We start from the raw sequence: 16,735 nt of genomic DNA, 5'->3' as shown, positions 1-16,735 counted from the left end.
GAGAAATGACAATGAGCTATTTTTTAGACGGGAAAGTAGCGTTTATTACAGGTGGTGCAAGTGGAATTGGCCTCCAGCTCGCCAAAACGTTTGCGGCAGAAGGGGCAAAAGTCGTCATCGCTGATCTTAGTTCTGAAAAATGCGAGGCAGTCGCTTCGGAATTATCCAATCAAGGATTTGCTGCCCTCGCCGCGCCTTGTGATGTGACCGATGAGGCAGCATTTAAGAATAGCCTCCACCATGCAAAAGCGACGTTCGGAACGGTTGATATTTTAATCAACAATGCAGGACTTCAGCATGTTTCGCCTATCGAAGAATTTCCAACTGAAAAGTTTGAGCAACTCATTAAAGTCATGTTAACTGCGCCATTTATCGGCATTAAACATGTTTTTCCGATCATGAAGCAACAAGGCTATGGCCGAATCCTTAATATGGCGTCAATCAACGGTTTGGTGGGCTTTGCAGGAAAAGCAGCTTACAACAGTGCCAAACACGGAATTATTGGCCTAACAAAGGTTGCAGCATTAGAGGGCGCCCCCCATGGAATCACTGTAAATGCCATATGTCCGGGCTATTGTGACACCCCGCTTGTGCAAAACCAGCTCGAGGACTTGGCGAAGACAAGAAAGGTTAGCTTAGAGCGCGTCGTCGAGGAGGTCATCTTCCCGCTCGTCCCGCAAAAGCGGCTGTTATCGGTAACGGAAATCGCCGACTATGCAGTGTTTTTAGCAAGCGAACGAGCAAGGGGAATTACCGGCCAAGCAGCTGTAATCGATGGCGGCTACACCGCACAATAACTGAAATTGAACAACTACTTCATGAGCGCCCCTCTCCAACTCTTTAAAAAAAGGAATCTCATTCAGTTGCTGGGAATGGGATTCCTTTTTAATTGCATGTATAATGTAGAGAGATTAAAGGGTTTGGGGTGAAAAACGTGAATGTTGGAATTGATAAAATCCCGCGACAATGGGTAGAGGAAATCTTGAATCTATCAGGCAAACGGATTGTAGTGGTAGATACGGATGGAACCATATGCTACATTAATGCTGGCTATTGTCAGTTCCTAGGGATCAAACCCGAAGACGCACTCGGCCGCCCAGTCCAGGACGTAATTGAAAATACGCGAATGCATATCGTCGTGAAAACTGGCAAACCGGAGCTAGCCGCGCTCCAGCCAATTAAGGGTAGCGAAATGATTGCCAACCGTTATCCAATCATCATCGACGATGAACTAGTCGGGGCGTTTGGAACAGTCATGTTCGGCAATCCTGATGAAGTGAAATCGTATAAGGAAAAAATCGATCTGCTCATAGAAGAGCTTAATTTTTATAAAACACAAATCGAAAAAGACGTAAACAGTAAATATAGCTTTCATGATTTAATCGGCCGCAGCCAAACCTTCCTAAATGCGCGCAAACTCGCCGAGAAGGTTTCAGTCAGCATGTCTTCGATTCTCTTAATCGGTGAATCTGGTACCGGTAAAGAGCTGTTTGCGCACGCGATACATAACAATAGTCCGCGCGCTTTCAAGCCGTTTGTCCCAATCAATTGCGCCTCGATTCCGGAGCATTTACTTGAGTCGGAGCTGTTCGGTTATGAGGACGGTTCATTTACCGGTGCGAAAAAGGGTGGCAAGAAGGGGTTATTTCAGCTCGCCAATAAGGGGACCATTTTTCTCGATGAAATTGGCGATATGCCATTATCGATGCAAAGTAAGCTATTAAGGGCGCTTCAGGAAAAAGAAATCCAGCCTGTCGGCGGGCAAAAATCAATCAAAATCGACGTCCGCATCATTGCGGCGACACACCGCGACCTCGAAAAAATGGTCGAAGAAGGCAAGTTCCGCCAAGACTTATACTATCGTCTAAATGTCATCAAAATCGATATCCCACCACTTCGTGACCGAAAAGGTGACATCGAGCTCCTTTCGAAAAAATTAGTCGAGAAGCTCGAAAAGAAGTTTTATCGAAAGGGTATTAGTATTAGTCCTGAAGTAATTGCGCGGCTTCAGCAGCACTCTTGGCCGGGCAACATTCGCGAACTCGAGAACGTGCTCGAGCGTGCCATCAATGTTTTGACTGGAAGGCAAATTGAACTCATCCACTTGCCGTTATATATACGTGACCTAAATGTGGCCGACGAACCATTTGTTTTAACGGACGATTCGGCCGGAGGTGTGAGCGGCGTTAGCGTTGATTCTACAGCGGTACAAATGCCGCCAACTGTCGGACCGCTAAAAGACACAATCGCATTCGTCGAAAAACAAGCCATTCTTAGCGCGCTAAAAGTAGCCGACGGCAACAAAATTCAAGCTGCCAAACTGCTTGAAATCGGCAAAACCCGCTTTTACGAAAAATGCAAAGTCTACGGAATTAAATAAAGTTTTAGTTCGGTCATCGCCAGCTCTCGGCCGATGAACTTCCAAAAATCAGCAAACATGCCTTTAACCGAAATGGTTAAAAGCACAATTTGCTGATTTTTTTGGTTTGGTGGAGTGGCCTTTGGGAGGTTGATTAGAGTGATATTTTCCACTTACGTCGATAAATGTGTTATTTGCGTCGATAAATACCGAAAACGCGTCGACAAATCATCCATTTGCGTCGATAAACACTCCAAACTCGTCGATAAATCTCCAAGTCATATAAAATACATAATTATTTCTCATTCTAAGCAGGAAGAAGTATAGTAAAACACGAAAATTATGGGTAATTTCATTAAAGGAGGAGACATTTTGAACGTAAAACCTCGACAAATTCCATTAATCGTCGAAGAAATTGATGCTGTATTAAGTAGACTTCAACCATTTCATCCGAAAAGAGCCCAACTCGAAGACGAGAAAAGAAACTATATGAGTGGATACTATGGTGAAAGGCAAATTGACTACTTTCTTGATGCCTATATTACGGATTCCCACAATACTATGCTTCACTTCGATTACTCCACGATAAAAAGGTCTTTCAAATTGACACACTCATTGTTACAAGCTATTTCATTCTAATAATTGAATCAAAAAATATCTTTGGTAAGTTAATCTTTGAAAAAAACTCTACCCAAGTAACACGAGAATTAAATGGGACTGTTCAAGGCTTTCAAAATCCAATTGTTCAAGTTGCTAGACAGAAAAAACTGCTAACAGCTTGGTTAAAAAAACATAAATTCCCACCAATCCCAATCATCGATCTAGTTGGAATTGCTGACAGAAGAACAATCATTTCAACAACAAAAGATAACATGCAAATATTTAATAAACTGTTTTATGCTGATGTTATTGAAGACGAAATCATCCAGCTTGAAAGAATGTATCAACAAGTACAATTAACACCTAAACAGTTGCAAAAATTAAAACATACCCTATTGAAAAAGCATACTCCAGCTCCACCATCCATTCTTAAAAAACATGGAATATCAATAGTGGAGTTATTACTTGGTGTCAGATGTCCTAACTGTGGACAATATCATTTAATACGCATTGCAAGAAAATGGTATTGTGATAAATGTTTAACGTATTCAAAAGTTGCCCACCAAGAGGGGATTCGTGATTATTTACTAATCATTTCCGAAACGATTACCAATAAAGAATGCAGGGAGTTCCTTAAGATTGAATGCCCAAACTTAGCGAAGAGAATATTAACTAGAATGAACCTCCCCACCACTGGCGCTAACAAAAACCGACTCTACCACCGCCCACAGAACTTTTAAATGACCTTTTCTCAAAAAAGAAATAATGTTTGGCAGCATCCCCAAAACTATCAACAACCCTGCATAATTCCCATCACATCAGAAGAACATAGTAGTAAAAAGGAGTCCACACCGATGCGTACATTGCTTTTCGTGATTATCCTTTTTGGCACACTTTTTCATCAAGCTGAGCATCAGGCATATGCAAACAAAATCCAAGTTAAAATTCAAACAAACACCCCATTACAAACAACAAAGCTGCAGCATCCACCAATCCCAACCGAAAATCCACAAACTGAAAAAATCGCCATTGTGACTCTGCAACATCCGCAGTCAGTCGAGGAAATACTATCCCAATTTCCAGAGCTGGAGTTGCGTTATGTATTTAAGCATGCACTCAACGGTTTTTCGGTAAAAGGTCCCATCAAAGTACTTGAAAAATTAGCAAAAAACCAATCAAATATTATCAATATTTCTCCTGTGAATACATACAAAACGGACGAAACACCAGCAAACATTAATGTAAACCAAGCTAAAACAACCGTATCTACAGACACTTCTAATCTTGATATCATTGGAGCAAAACAAATTAGAGGCCTTTTTGATGAACAAAATCAACGTCTTACTGGAAAGGGCGTAACAGTTGGAGTCATCGACACCGGTATCGATTACCGACATCCAGATTTATCATCAAACTACAAGGGGGGGCGTGACTTTGTTGATGGAGATAAAGATCCAATGGAAACAAAGGGAATAGCCGGTCTTTCCACGATTCACGGTACCCATGTCGCCGGCATCATTGCTGCAAACGGCAGAATGAAAGGCGTTGCACCTGAGGCTGACATCATCGCGTACCGAGCACTTGGGCCAGGCGGGAGCGGTACGACTGAGCAGGTCATTGCAGCAATCGAGCAAGCTATTGAAGATAAGGTAGATGTCTTAAATCTATCGCTAGGCAATCGAGTGAATGGACCGGATTTGCCGATTAGTCTCGCGTTAAACAAAGCGGTCGAATCAGGTATTACAGCAGTTACTTCATCAGGTAATTCTGGCCCAAACAAATGGACAGTTGGTGCCCCGGGCACAGCAACGAAGGCCATCTCCGTTGGTGCCTCAACGCCAGTTCAACAGATCGCGTATTTACAATTAATTGGAAAACACAATCAAACGCAAGCCCAAACCCAAACCAATATCGGAAAAATAAAAATGGAACCGCTCCAGGGCTCGATATCCTGGACACCAGACAATCGCCAACATGAACTTATCTTTGCGGGGTTAGGTAGCCCCGATAACCTCCATCAAGCAGAAGGTAAAATTGTTTTGATTGAGCGAGGTCAGCTTACTTTTACTGAAAAAGCCAAAAACGCAGTGAAGGCTGGAGCGAAAGCAGTCATTATTTTTAATAATACAAAAGGAAGCTTCATGGGGAATCTTGATGAAGCGGTCAATATTCCGGTCATGGCCGTTTCTCGGCAGGACGGGCTTAAACTGAAACAACTATGTCCAACGAATGCTAAAACATTATTAATAGAAGAAAGTGATCAATTAGCCGACTTTAGCTCGAGAGGACCGGTCACGGTGAGCTGGGAAATAAAGCCTGATGTCGTTGCGCCAGGGGTGGCGATTAATAGCACAATCCCGGGTGGTTATCTTGAGTTGCAGGGAACAAGCATGGCCGCGCCCCACGTTGCTGGTGCATGTGCGCTCATCAAACAGGCACATCCCGACTGGACGCCTGAGCAAATAAAAGCTGTGTTGATGAATACAGCCAAACCTATCAAAAATCAATCAGGCAAAATCCATCAAACATTCGAACAAGGTGCTGGAAGAATCCAAATACCCGAAGCGATCAAAACAGAATCCATCGTCGCACCTGGCTCGCTGCAATTTGGAAAATTTAACACCAAGGATATTCACCATAAGCATCAAGAAAGTATAACCGTGAAAAACTCGTCAAACCATCATCAAAATTATTATTTTAATGTACCAAAGCGCATCGCCGGCATTGAATGGAATTTGCCATTATCCTTTCAGCTGAAGCCAAACGAGGAAAAGCAAATAGACATAAGCATGACGGTTGATCCGAAGCATTTTTCAAACAAAATCTATGACGGATATCTCGAACTTCGGGCGGAATCAAACACAATCAGAATTCCATACCTATATGTTTTTGAGGAACCGGATTATCCTCGCGTCATGGGCTTTGAAATGGGCATGGGTGATGAGGAAGAAATATATCGCTATGAGGTGTATTTACCAGGTGGAGCTGATGAGTTTGGCATCGCGCTATTTGAACCGCAGTCAATGGTGTTTAATGGGTTTCTAGACTGGCAGCGTAATGTTGGGAGTGGTCTTCTGGAAAAAGAAATCAGTGGAGAGCGGTTGCCGGAACCAGGACTCTACTTAGCGAAGGTGTTTGCCAAAAAGGGAGGAAAGGAGGATATGCTCGAAACAATGATAAAAATTGTGTCGGAAAGTGAGGAAAGTCAATTCCAATAACATACAATTACTGTAAAATTAGGAACAAACATCAGATATACCGCCTTGAAGAATAGAAATTTTTCAAGGCGAGTTTCCTTTATTCATCCAATTTTCCTCAAGAATTTACAAGAATAAGTTACAATTATTATAATTATTTAACAATATGTAAATTTTGAACATTGAAAAAAACGTGTCCAAATTGTGACTTATTTCCTCAATTTACATTGACAATGCGAAAGTGCTATTGTATGCTAACTAAGGGTATAAAATGATAGGGTTTACAATGCTAGTATTGATATTTTCACCTTCATTACATTGTTATTTTGAGCAAGACTTTCCGTTGAAACATTAGTAATTTTCCAGGAATTGCAATAATATTTCAACAAAGCCATCAAGATTTTTCTACATAATCAGCACCCAAGTTTAACTATTATTTCAAGATTCTACAAAGAAATTACCATTCTCTGAAAGAGAGGATGTGTTTTTTATGACTCAAAAAAACCGTCGCCCATTTAAAGCAATGGCGCTCATGTCGGGGATATTATCTTCTTTAGTAGGATGCATCCTCGTTGGGATTTTTTCCGGACGAGCACTCGATCAATGGATAGGAACTGAACCGTTGTTTCTTATTATTGGATTAATGCTTGGGCTTGCAGCTGGGATCTTCGCGATGCTTCGGCTTGTCAATCAATTCTTCTCATCAGGGGATAGCTAACATGTCAGATATTAAATCCATGTATACACGCCAACGAAAGTACATGTTCTTCTTAATGGCTTTATACGTTTTAGGATGGGGCTTTACTACATATCAATCGGTATTTCTAGGTTTGACTCTTGGGACAGCTTTAAGTTTGTTTAACTTATGGCTAATGGTTAGAAAAACGGACAAATTCGGCGAAGCAATACTTCAAGGAAAGAAAGTCCGCTCACTTGGATCCTTTTCAAGGATGGCAACAGCCGCGTTGGCGGTAATGATTGCTCTGAAATATCCTGAATCATTTCACCTTGTTTCTGTAGTTTTGGGATTAATGACATCCTATATTGTCATTATGATAGATTTTTTTCTTCAATCTTTTCATTCACATAAATAACGCGGAAGAGAGGTGATACTGTTGCATCACGAAGCTCCTATAGTTGAATTTCTAGGCCTTAATTTTAACTTGGCCAACGTATTGATGATTACGGTCGCAAGTGTAATTGTGTTTTTAGTTGCTATCTTATCTACTCGTAAACTCGCAATGAGACCGACCGGAATGCAGAATTTCTTCGAATGGGTTATGGATTTCGTTAAAAACATTATTGACAGCACAATGGATTGGAAAACCGGTGGTAGATTCCACGTTTTAGGTATTACGATCATGATGTATGTGTTTGTATCAAACATGTTAGGTCTTCCATTCTCAATTGTTATCGACGGTACGCTATGGTGGAAATCACCAACAGCAGACCCAGTCGTAACCTTAACTCTTGCAACCATGGTTGTAGGTTTATCTCATTTCTATGGTGTTAAGATGAGAGGTACTGCGGCATACGGAAAAGAATTCCTTAAGCCGTTTGCATTTATGTTCCCAATTAAGATTATTGAAGAGTTCGCGAATACGTTAACTCTCGGTCTGCGTCTTTACGGGAATATTTATGCGGGTGAAATTCTATTAAGTTTATTAGCAGGTAGTCTTGCTACTGGTGTGGGTGGCCACATCGCAGCAATTGTACCAATGCTAGCTTGGCAAGGATTCTCAATCTTTGTCGGCGCAATCCAAGCATTTATTTTTACAATGTTAACGATGGTTTATCTTTCTCACAAAGTGAGTAGCGACCATTAATATATTTCGATGTTCAATTCGAGCATCTTAAAAAAATTCTATTTTTCCACATATTTGAAGGAGGAACTTTATAATGGGTCTTTTAGCAGCAGCAATCGCAATTGGTTTAGCAGCACTAGGTGCTGGTATCGGTAACGGTCTTATCGTATCTCGTACAGTAGAAGGTATCGCACGTCAACCAGAAGCACGTGGTATGTTACAAACTACAATGTTCATCGGGGTAGCGTTAGTAGAAGCGATTCCTATCATCGCGGTTGTTATCGCGTTCATGGTTCAAGGTCAATAATTTTTACTAAGCAAGATGTTCAAGTGTGGCGAAGATCATTCCATGTGAACCTTCGCCATTCTCTTATGTCCAGTTGAGAACCATTTGATTTATTTTTGACAAAAAATCAGGATTCATATACATGGTCCTTAAAGTTGAAAGTGAACGACTCTTGAAGGGAGTGAATCGAGGGTGTTAACAAGTAGTTTAGTATTAGGAGCGGCTGAAGCTCATGGCGGTTTTAATGGTGGAGACATCATTTTCCAATTAGTAATGTTTATCATCTTGTTAGCATTGTTGAAAAAATACGCATGGGGTCCGTTAATGGGCATCATGAAACAGCGTGAAGACCATGTTAACGGTCAAATTGATGCAGCTGAAAAAAGCCGTACAGAAGCTAACAAAATTTTAGAAGAGCAACGCGCTCTTTTAAAAGAAGCTCGTCAAGAAGCGCACGTATTAATCGAAAATGCTAAGAAACAAGGCGATGTGCAACGTGAAGAAATTATTTTAGCTGCACGCGCAGAATCTGATCGTATTAAAGAAGCAGCTAAACTTGAAATCGAAACTCAAAAAGAGAAAGCAGTTACTGCTATTCGTGAACAAGTCGCTTCTTTATCTGTATTGATTGCGTCTAAAGTTATTGAAAAAGAATTAACTGCAGCCGATCAAGAAAAACTTATCAATGATTATATTCAAGAGGCAGGAGAAAAGCGATGAGCAACTCTGCAGTAGCAAAACGCTATGCGTTAGCTCTTTTCCAGCTTTCGAAGGAACACCAGCTTCTTGACCAGATGGAAACAGAACTTCGTGTAGTGAAAGATGTAGTCACTAATAACCCGGGGTTAACAGCTTTATTACAATCTCCAAAGCTTTCTAAAGATAAGAAGAAGGAAATTGTAACTGAAGCATTTTCATCGGCTAGTCCATATGTGGTAAACACTTTAAAAATTATGATTGATCGCGGACGTGCTGCACATTTGGCAGCGCTAGCAGATGAATTTATTATCCTTGCGAACGAAGAAAGAGGAGTAGCTGAAGCAGACGTTTTCACTACCCGCCCAATTACAGCTGATGAAAGCAAAGCTTTATCAGAATCCTTTGCAAGCAAGGTTGGCAAAAAAGCTCTTACTATTAATAATATCGTTGATTCCAATTTGCTCGGCGGCGTTAAGCTACGAATTGGAAACCGGATTTTCGACGGCAGCCTGCGCGGGAAACTGGAACGATTAGAACGTACATTATTAGGCTAAGATTCGTAGATAGGGGTGAAACTCATGAGCATCAAAGCTGAAGAAATTAGTGCGCTGATAAAAAAGCAAATTGAAGAATATCAGTCGGAAATTCAAGTGAGTGATGTAGGTACGGTTATCTCTGTTGGTGACGGTATCGCTCGTGCTCATGGCCTCGACAATGTCATGGCTGGAGAACTTGTTGAATTTTCAAACGGCGTTATGGGTATGGCACAAAACCTTGAAGAAAATAACGTCGGTATTATTATCCTTGGACCTTACTTAGAAATCCGTGAGGGTGATGAGGTTCGTCGTACAGGTCGTATCATGGAAGTTCCTGTTGGTCCTGAGTTAATCGGACGTGTTGTGAACCCACTTGGACAACCTGTTGATGGTCTAGGACCAATCAATACTACTAAAACTCGTCCTATCGAGTATAATGCACCAGGAGTAATGGCTCGTAAGTCCGTTCATGAACCACTTCAAACTGGTATCAAAGCGATTGACGCTCTTGTACCAATCGGACGTGGACAACGTGAATTGATCATCGGTGACCGTCAAACTGGTAAAACATCTGTTGCAATCGATACAATCTTGAACCAAAAAGGTCAAGATATGATTTGTATCTACGTTGCAATCGGACAAAAAGAGTCAACTGTACGTAACGCGGTTGAAACTCTTCGTAAGCATGGCGCATTAGACTACTCAATCGTAGTAACAGCGTCTGCATCTCAACCAGCTCCATTATTATACCTAGCTCCTTATTCTGGTGTATCAATGGCTGAAGAATTCATGTATGATGGCAAGCACGTATTGGTTGTTTATGATGACCTTTCTAAGCAAGCGTCTGCATACCGTGAACTTTCATTATTATTACGTCGTCCTCCAGGTCGTGAAGCGTATCCAGGGGATGTATTCTACCTACACAGCCGTCTTTTAGAGCGTGCTGCAAAATTATCTGATGCACTTGGTAAGGGTTCAATTACAGCTCTTCCATTCATCGAAACTCAAGCTGGTGACGTTTCTGCGTACATTCCAACAAACGTTATCTCGATCACTGACGGACAAATCTTCTTACAATCAGACTTGTTCCACTCAGGTGTTCGTCCAGCAATCAACGCTGGTCTTTCCGTATCTCGTGTAGGAGGATCTGCGCAAATTAAAGCGATGAAGAAGGTTTCTGGTACACTACGTCTTGACCTTGCGTCATACCGTGAGCTAGAAGCGTTCGCACAGTTCGGTTCTGACCTTGATGCTGCAACTCAAGCAAAACTTAACCGTGGTGCTCGTACAGTTGAGGTTCTTAAACAAGATCTTAACAAGCCGCTTCCTGTTGAAAAGCAAGTTGCGATTCTATATGCATTAACAAAAGGCTTCTTGGATGATGTACCTTTACAAGACATCCGTCGTTTTGAAGCTGAATTCCATACATGGTTAGACCATAACCGCAAAGATTTATTAGACCATATCAAAAATACTAAGGAACTTCCTGCTGATGCTGATATGTCTGCTGCGATTAACGAATTCAAGAAAACTTTCGCAGTATCCGAGTAATTTTGGGTCTAACTTGAAATGCTGAAGCGCCTCGGTCAGCCCCGACAAGCACAAGGCGAGCCCATCCAAAAGGCGGGTTTTGCCTTATGGAGGGGATTGACTTGTGACCTCGAGGGGCTAGGCGCTGAAGCTGGACAACGACTTGTGGATAAAAAGTTCAAGCGTTGAAATCTTTGTAAAAGGGTGGTGAGAACCTGTGGCATCTTTACGTGATATAAAATCAAAGATAACTTCTACTAAAAAGACGAGCCAAATTACGAAAGCAATGGAAATGGTATATTCCGCAAAGTGGAGTAAAGGCGTTGGGAATGCAAAAGCGTTTGTTCCTTACATGGAAAAAATCCAAGAAGTAACAGCGTCAATTGCGATCGGTAGCAAGGATGCAACCCATCCAATGCTCGTAAGCCGTCCTGTTAAAAAGACTGGTTACGTAGTATTTACTTCAGACCGTGGCTTGTGTGGAGGCTATAACTCTAACGTGCTTCGTGCTGTATACCAAACTATCCAGGAACGTCATAAATCGACTGATGAATATGCAATTATTGCTATCGGAAGAATGGGACGTGACTTTTTCGTAAAGCGAGGAATGCCTGTAATCCTTGATATTATTGGTATTTCCGACCTGCCGAGCTTTGAAGATATCCGAGAAATCGCAAACAAATCTGTTGGTATGTATTCTGATGGTACATTCGATGAATTACATGTCTACTACACCCATTATGTGAGCGCAATTTCTCAAGAAGTAACAACTAAGAAGTTATTACCGTTAACGGATATTCAAACTTCTTCTAAACTTACTTCTTATGAATTTGAGCCATCTGCTGATGAAATATTGGACGTTCTCTTGCCTCAATATGCTGAAAGCTTAATATATGGTTCGCTATTAGACAGTAAAGCCAGTGAATCTGCCGCAAGGATGACAGCGATGAAGAATGCGACTGATAACGCGAAAGAGCTTATCAACTCGTATACGCTATTGTTTAACCGTGCCCGTCAGGCTGCGATTACTCAAGAAATCACTGAAATCGTCGGTGGTGCAGCTGCACTAGAATAGTAAGTTTACCGAAATTTATTTATTCTTCGTTATTGTTTTTTTTTGAAAAAAACAAACAGTTAAACGTTCATTCAAAGGGGTAGTTGACCCCTTATCCAATAAAAGGCATGAGTCCAAATGGCTCATTTTGTTGTAAGAGTATGTTAGGAGGGAAAACGATGAACAAAGGACGCGTTCTTCAAATTATGGGTCCGGTTGTTGACGTAAAGTTCGAAAGTGGTCAACTTCCTGAACTATATAATGCGTTAACAATCAACACTCAAGCGCGTGACGAATCTGAAGTTAGTATTAACTTAACCCTTGAAGTTGCCCTTCATTTAGGTGACGATACAGTTCGTACGATCGCTATGTCATCTACTGACGGTTTAACTCGTAATGTAGAAGTAACTGACACTGGTGCTCCAATCTCTGTACCAGTTGGTAACGTTACTCTTGGTCGTGTATTTAACGTACTAGGTGATAATATTGACTTAGCTGATGCTATTCCTGCAGATGCTCGTCGCGATTCAATTCATAGAGAAGCTCCTTCTTTTGAACAGCTTTCTACTGAAGTTGAAATCCTTGAAACTGGTATTAAAGTAGTAGACTTACTTGCTCCTTATATCAAAGGTGGTAAAATCGGTCTATTCGGTGGTGCCGGAGTAGGTAAAACCGTATTAATCCAAGAATTAATCAACAACATCGCCCAAGAGCACAGCGGTATCTCTGTATTCGCTGGTGTAGGTGAGCGTACTCGTGAAGGTAATGACCTTTACCACGAGATGACTGACTCAGGCGTTATCAAGCAAACTGCGATGGTATTCGGACAAATGAACGAGCCACCAGGTGCACGTATGCGTGTTGCCCTAACTGGTTTGACTATGGCAGAATATTTCCGTGATGAGCAAGGACAAGACGTGTTGTTCTTCATGGATAACATCTTCCGTTTCACTCAAGCAGGTTCTGAGGTTTCTGCGTTATTAGGCCGTATGCCTTCTGCCGTAGGTTACCAACCAACTCTTGCTACTGAAATGGGTAAATTACAAGAACGTATCACTTCTACTAACGTAGGATCTGTTACTTCAATCCAAGCGATTTACGTACCAGCCGATGACTACACTGACCCGGCGCCGGCTACTACATTCGCTCACTTAGATGCAACAACAAACCTTGAGCGTAAGCTTTCTGAAATGGGTATCTACCCTGCGGTGGATCCACTAGCTTCAACTTCTCGTGCATTATCACCTGAAATCGTTGGTGAAGAGCACTATGAAGTAGCTCGTAGTGTACAACAAATTCTTCAAAAATATAGAGAGTTACAAGATATTATCGCAATCCTAGGTATGGATGAATTATCAGATGATGATAAATTAGTCGTACTTCGTGCGCGTCGTATCCAAAACTTCCTATCTCAAAACTTCCACGTGGCTGAACAGTTCACTGGACAACCAGGTTCTTATGTTCCTGTTAAAGAAACTGTTAAAGGTTTCAAAGAAATTCTTGAAGGTAAATATGACCACCTTCCAGAAGATGCATTCCGTCTCGTAGGCCGCATTGAAGATGTGGTTGAGAACGCGAAAAAAATGGGTGTACAGGTCTAATTTCGGTCCAGGAGGGTAAAAAATGAAGACGATCAAAGTCAATGTTGTTACTCCTGATGGCCCGGTGTACGATCGGGATGTAGAAATGGTAAGCTCCAAAGCGCAAACAGGCGAACTTGGTATTTTACCAGGACATATTCCTATGGTTGCACCGTTAGAAATTGCAGCCCTTCGCTTAAAAGTTGAGGGAAAAACAGAATTCGTGGCCGTTAATGGTGGATTCCTAGAAGTGCGTCCAGAACAAGTTACAATTTTGGCGCAAACTGCGGAAAAAGCTGAAGACATCGATGTCGAACGTGCCCTTCGTGCAAAAGAACGTGCTGAGCAACGCCTACGTGAACATAAACAAGAAGATCTTGATTTTAGACGTGCCGAGCTTGCACTAAAACGTGCCATCAACCGTATCACTGTTGCACAACATAAAGCATAATCCAAACACTCTCTGAGCGCTCGCTCAGGGGGTGTTTTTTTGTGAAAGCTGAGTCTGGTCAATATCCTAGCTATCTATTTTACTCACTTTCATGACGTAATATTAGTGAATCGTTATGCAGTGATACAAGTGTTTTGTATTTGTGAACCCGTTAAAGAACCTATAAATTTTTGCGGTTTGTAGTTTGTGGAAATTTTTAGAAAAAAATAAATTGCGAATGTAATTTTTTAACTATTATGACTATTTAAGGTATTTAACAAGTTTTACTGATAAGTAATCTGATATTTGAATAATATTAAATCATATATGTATGAGGGTAATGTTGATAACTAGGTATGTCGACAGGATCATGTCGATTTTTGTTTTCTAATCACTAAAAAAGCGCAAAAAATAAGGGTTTATCGACAAGAAATACGATTATTTGTCAAGAAATTCACTTTGGTAAAAATAGTAACGGTTTGTCGACACAAAATTGTAACAGTGATATAATGTTATCGGTTACAAAAAGAAAATATGAAAATTTTATGACATAGGGAGGTATGGGCATGGATTTACTCAACCTGTATCAGAATAATTATCTGATTGTCTTTGTGTTTCTATGTCTGGGAGTATTACTACCAATTGTTGCGTTGACACTTGGAAGGTTACTTCGGCCATATAAACCGAGTGCTGAGAAATATACCACTTACGAAAGCGGTCTAGATCCATTCCATGATGCAAGGGTCCAGTTCAATGTTCGCTATTATATTTTTGCACTTATGTTTGTTGTTTTTGATGTAGAAACTGTATTCTTGTACCCATGGGCTGTTGCCTACGAAAAGTTAGGGATTTTTGCACTAATCGAAATGTCAATTTTCGTCATCATGCTTCTTATCGGACTCATCTATGCCTGGAAAAAGAAGGTGCTCAAATGGATTTAAGCTTAAAAGATATTTCTCCTCAAGAAATGGAAGAGATCAAACGGACTGTGTTTTTTACAACATTAGAACAGGTCAAAGCTTGGGCAACTAGTAATTCGTTGTGGCCTATGACTTTTGGCCTAGCTTGCTGTGCCATCGAAATGATGGGCACAGGTTCGGCTGCATATGACTTGGACCGTTTCGGAACCATCTTCCGGGCATCGCCACGTCAGTCAGACTGTATGATTGTTTCCGGGACAGTTACTAAGAAAATGGCGCCAATCCTTCGCCGTCTTTATGACCAAATTCCGGAACCAAAATGGGTGATCGCAATGGGATCCTGTGCTACTGCGGGGGGACCTTATGTGCGTTCCTATTCAGTAGTTAAGGGTGTTGATCAAATCGTCCCAGTGGATGTCTATATTCCTGGATGCCCTCCAAATCCAGCGGCATTAATCTATGGAATTAATAAATTAAAAGAAAAGATCCGCTACGAGGCGAAAACCGGGAAGAAGGTGCTGTAATCGATGAGCGGGGAAAAAGATATTGAACAAATAAAGAAAGAAGCTGCCGCAAAGGCGAAAGCCGCCGCAGCCGCAAAAGCAAAGGCCGCAGCACTAGCCAAGCAAAAAGCTACAGAGCAAGCAGCTGAAGCAGAGCCACAAGCAGAAGCTCAAGCTCCAGCTGATGCTAAGGCAAAGGCCGCTGCAGCCGCAAAAGCAAAGGCTGCAGCACTAGCCAAGCAAAAAGCTACAGAGCAAGCAGCTGAAGCAGAGCCACAAGCAGAAGCTCAAGCTCCAGCTGATGCAGATGCTAAGGCAAAGGCCGCAGCAGCCGCAAAGGCGAAAGCTGCCGCAGCTGCGAAAGCAAAGGCCGCAGCACTAGCCAAGCAAAAAGCTACGGAGCAAGCAACTGAAGCAGAAGCTCAAGCTCCAGCTGATGCAGATGCTAAGGCAAAAGCTGCCGCCGCAGCAAAAGCGAAAGCCGCCGCAGCCGCAAAAGCGAAAGCAGCAGCAGCTGGTGGAGCAGCCGCAACGGACGATGAAAAAGCGAAAGCCATCGCAGCCGCAAAAGCAAAGGCCGCAGCCGCAGCAAAAGCGAAAGCAGCAGGTGGTGGAGCAGCCGCAACAGACGATGAAAAAGCAAAAGCCATCGCAGCCGCGAAAGCGAAAGCCGCCGCCGCAGCCGCAGCGAAAGCAAAAGCTGCCGGTGCAGGAGCTACTGCAGCATCCACAGAACCTGTTGAGGAACAGCCGTCACCAAATCAAGAGTACCTTGATAAATACGTTCGGGTCATTGAAGAGCACCTTGGTAAAGAAGTTTTAGAAGATTCTTATATTAATAAGCTTTCAAAAGATGTACCTACATTAGTAGCGAAACGCGATACTTATTTTAAAGTAGCCCAGTTCTTAAAATACAATGAGCAGCTTGGCTTCGATTATTTATCAGAGCTGCATGGTACGGACTTTGAAACCCATATGGAAGTGTACGTACACCTCTACTCCTATAAAAACCGTCAATCTGTTGCTTTAAAAGTAAAGATTGATCGCGACCAGCCAGAAATCGAATCACTGCAGCCACTTTGGGCAGGTGCCGATTGGCCTGAGTGTGAGGCATACGACTTACTAGGGATAAAATTCCAGGGTCATCCAAACCTCCATCGTATCTTCCTTGGTGAGGATTGGGTCGGATACCCACTCCGCAAAGATTATGAACAGTATGATGTGGAGGTATAAACA

Annotated in this window: 18 protein-coding genes and 1 pseudogene; all 19 read left to right on the top strand. The window is 42.0% G+C overall.

Going from position 1 to position 16,735, the window contains the following annotated elements; translation table 11 throughout:
- Nucleotides 1-11: 11 nt before the first annotated feature.
- Entirely contained in the window at nucleotides 12-797 is a 786-nt protein-coding gene (locus FXW34_RS15830) for a 3-hydroxybutyrate dehydrogenase (RefSeq protein WP_147534983.1), read from the top strand.
- A 137-nt stretch (nucleotides 798-934) separates the two neighbouring features.
- Nucleotides 935-2,380: a sigma-54 interaction domain-containing protein gene (locus FXW34_RS15825; protein ID WP_147534982.1), complete on the top strand. Its 1,446-nt coding sequence runs from the start codon at nucleotides 935-937 to the stop codon at nucleotides 2,378-2,380.
- A 351-nt stretch (nucleotides 2,381-2,731) separates the two neighbouring features.
- Entirely contained in the window at nucleotides 2,732-2,998 is a 267-nt protein-coding gene (locus FXW34_RS15820; protein ID WP_147534981.1) for a hypothetical protein, read from the top strand.
- Nucleotides 2,962-3,126, top strand: a pseudogene (locus FXW34_RS23715) (nuclease-related domain-containing protein); the annotation flags it as partial. The gene FXW34_RS15820 and the pseudogene FXW34_RS23715, both read left to right, overlap by 37 nt.
- 105 nt (nucleotides 3,127-3,231) lie before the next feature.
- On the top strand, nucleotides 3,232-3,699 hold the full coding sequence (locus tag FXW34_RS23430; protein WP_246141107.1) for an eL43 family ribosomal protein: 468 nt from the start codon (nucleotides 3,232-3,234) through the stop codon (nucleotides 3,697-3,699).
- 114 nt (nucleotides 3,700-3,813) lie between these two features.
- A complete protein-coding gene (locus FXW34_RS15810; RefSeq protein ID WP_147534980.1) occupies nucleotides 3,814-6,177 on the top strand; it encodes a S8 family serine peptidase in 2,364 nt (787 codons plus the stop codon).
- Nucleotides 6,178-6,646: 469 nt separating this feature from the next.
- The gene (locus FXW34_RS15805; RefSeq protein ID WP_147534979.1) at nucleotides 6,647-6,874 is read left to right on the top strand and encodes an AtpZ/AtpI family protein; all 228 of its coding nucleotides are present in this window, start codon (nucleotides 6,647-6,649) and stop codon (nucleotides 6,872-6,874) included.
- Nucleotide 6,875: 1 nt separating this feature from the next.
- On the top strand, nucleotides 6,876-7,250 hold the full coding sequence (locus FXW34_RS15800; RefSeq protein WP_147534978.1) for an ATP synthase subunit I: 375 nt from the start codon (nucleotides 6,876-6,878) through the stop codon (nucleotides 7,248-7,250).
- 21 nt (nucleotides 7,251-7,271) lie between these two features.
- Nucleotides 7,272-7,982 (top strand): F0F1 ATP synthase subunit A, encoded by a 711-nt coding sequence (gene atpB, locus FXW34_RS15795; protein ID WP_147534977.1) that lies wholly within the window; start codon nucleotides 7,272-7,274, stop codon nucleotides 7,980-7,982.
- 73 nt (nucleotides 7,983-8,055) lie between these two features.
- Nucleotides 8,056-8,268, top strand: a complete 213-nt coding sequence (gene atpE, locus FXW34_RS15790) for a F0F1 ATP synthase subunit C (protein ID WP_006838507.1) — start codon at nucleotides 8,056-8,058, stop codon at nucleotides 8,266-8,268.
- A gap of 171 nt (nucleotides 8,269-8,439) precedes the next feature.
- Nucleotides 8,440-8,967: a F0F1 ATP synthase subunit B gene (locus FXW34_RS15785; protein ID WP_147534976.1), complete on the top strand. Its 528-nt coding sequence runs from the start codon at nucleotides 8,440-8,442 to the stop codon at nucleotides 8,965-8,967.
- The gene (locus FXW34_RS15780) at nucleotides 8,964-9,500 is read left to right on the top strand and encodes a F0F1 ATP synthase subunit delta (RefSeq protein ID WP_147534975.1); all 537 of its coding nucleotides are present in this window, start codon (nucleotides 8,964-8,966) and stop codon (nucleotides 9,498-9,500) included. Before FXW34_RS15785 ends, FXW34_RS15780 begins: the two co-directional genes overlap by 4 nt.
- Nucleotides 9,501-9,524: 24 nt before the next feature.
- The gene (atpA, locus tag FXW34_RS15775) at nucleotides 9,525-11,033 is read left to right on the top strand and encodes a F0F1 ATP synthase subunit alpha (protein ID WP_147534974.1); all 1,509 of its coding nucleotides are present in this window, start codon (nucleotides 9,525-9,527) and stop codon (nucleotides 11,031-11,033) included.
- 196 nt (nucleotides 11,034-11,229) lie between these two features.
- Complete coding sequence (gene atpG, locus FXW34_RS15770; protein WP_147534973.1) at nucleotides 11,230-12,087, top strand: ATP synthase F1 subunit gamma; 858 nt, start codon at nucleotides 11,230-11,232, stop codon at nucleotides 12,085-12,087.
- A 158-nt stretch (nucleotides 12,088-12,245) separates the two neighbouring features.
- A complete protein-coding gene (gene atpD / locus FXW34_RS15765; RefSeq protein ID WP_147534972.1) occupies nucleotides 12,246-13,667 on the top strand; it encodes a F0F1 ATP synthase subunit beta in 1,422 nt (473 codons plus the stop codon).
- Between the two features lie 22 nt (nucleotides 13,668-13,689).
- The gene (locus tag FXW34_RS15760) at nucleotides 13,690-14,097 is read left to right on the top strand and encodes a F0F1 ATP synthase subunit epsilon (RefSeq protein ID WP_147534971.1); all 408 of its coding nucleotides are present in this window, start codon (nucleotides 13,690-13,692) and stop codon (nucleotides 14,095-14,097) included.
- A gap of 545 nt (nucleotides 14,098-14,642) precedes the next feature.
- On the top strand, nucleotides 14,643-15,017 hold the full coding sequence (locus FXW34_RS15755; protein WP_147534970.1) for an NADH-quinone oxidoreductase subunit A: 375 nt from the start codon (nucleotides 14,643-14,645) through the stop codon (nucleotides 15,015-15,017).
- Entirely contained in the window at nucleotides 15,008-15,520 is a 513-nt protein-coding gene (locus FXW34_RS15750) for a NuoB/complex I 20 kDa subunit family protein (protein WP_147534969.1), read from the top strand. Before FXW34_RS15755 ends, FXW34_RS15750 begins: the two co-directional genes overlap by 10 nt.
- A gap of 3 nt (nucleotides 15,521-15,523) precedes the next feature.
- The gene (locus FXW34_RS15745; RefSeq protein WP_147534968.1) at nucleotides 15,524-16,732 is read left to right on the top strand and encodes an NADH-quinone oxidoreductase subunit C; all 1,209 of its coding nucleotides are present in this window, start codon (nucleotides 15,524-15,526) and stop codon (nucleotides 16,730-16,732) included.
- Nucleotides 16,733-16,735: the final 3 nt, after the last annotated feature.

It is taken from the genome of Bacillus marasmi (assembly GCF_902168435.1).
GTDB lineage: Bacteria > Bacillota > Bacilli > Bacillales > Cytobacillaceae > Bacillus_BU > Bacillus_BU marasmi.
This window is presented reverse-complemented; position numbering and strand designations above follow the sequence as displayed.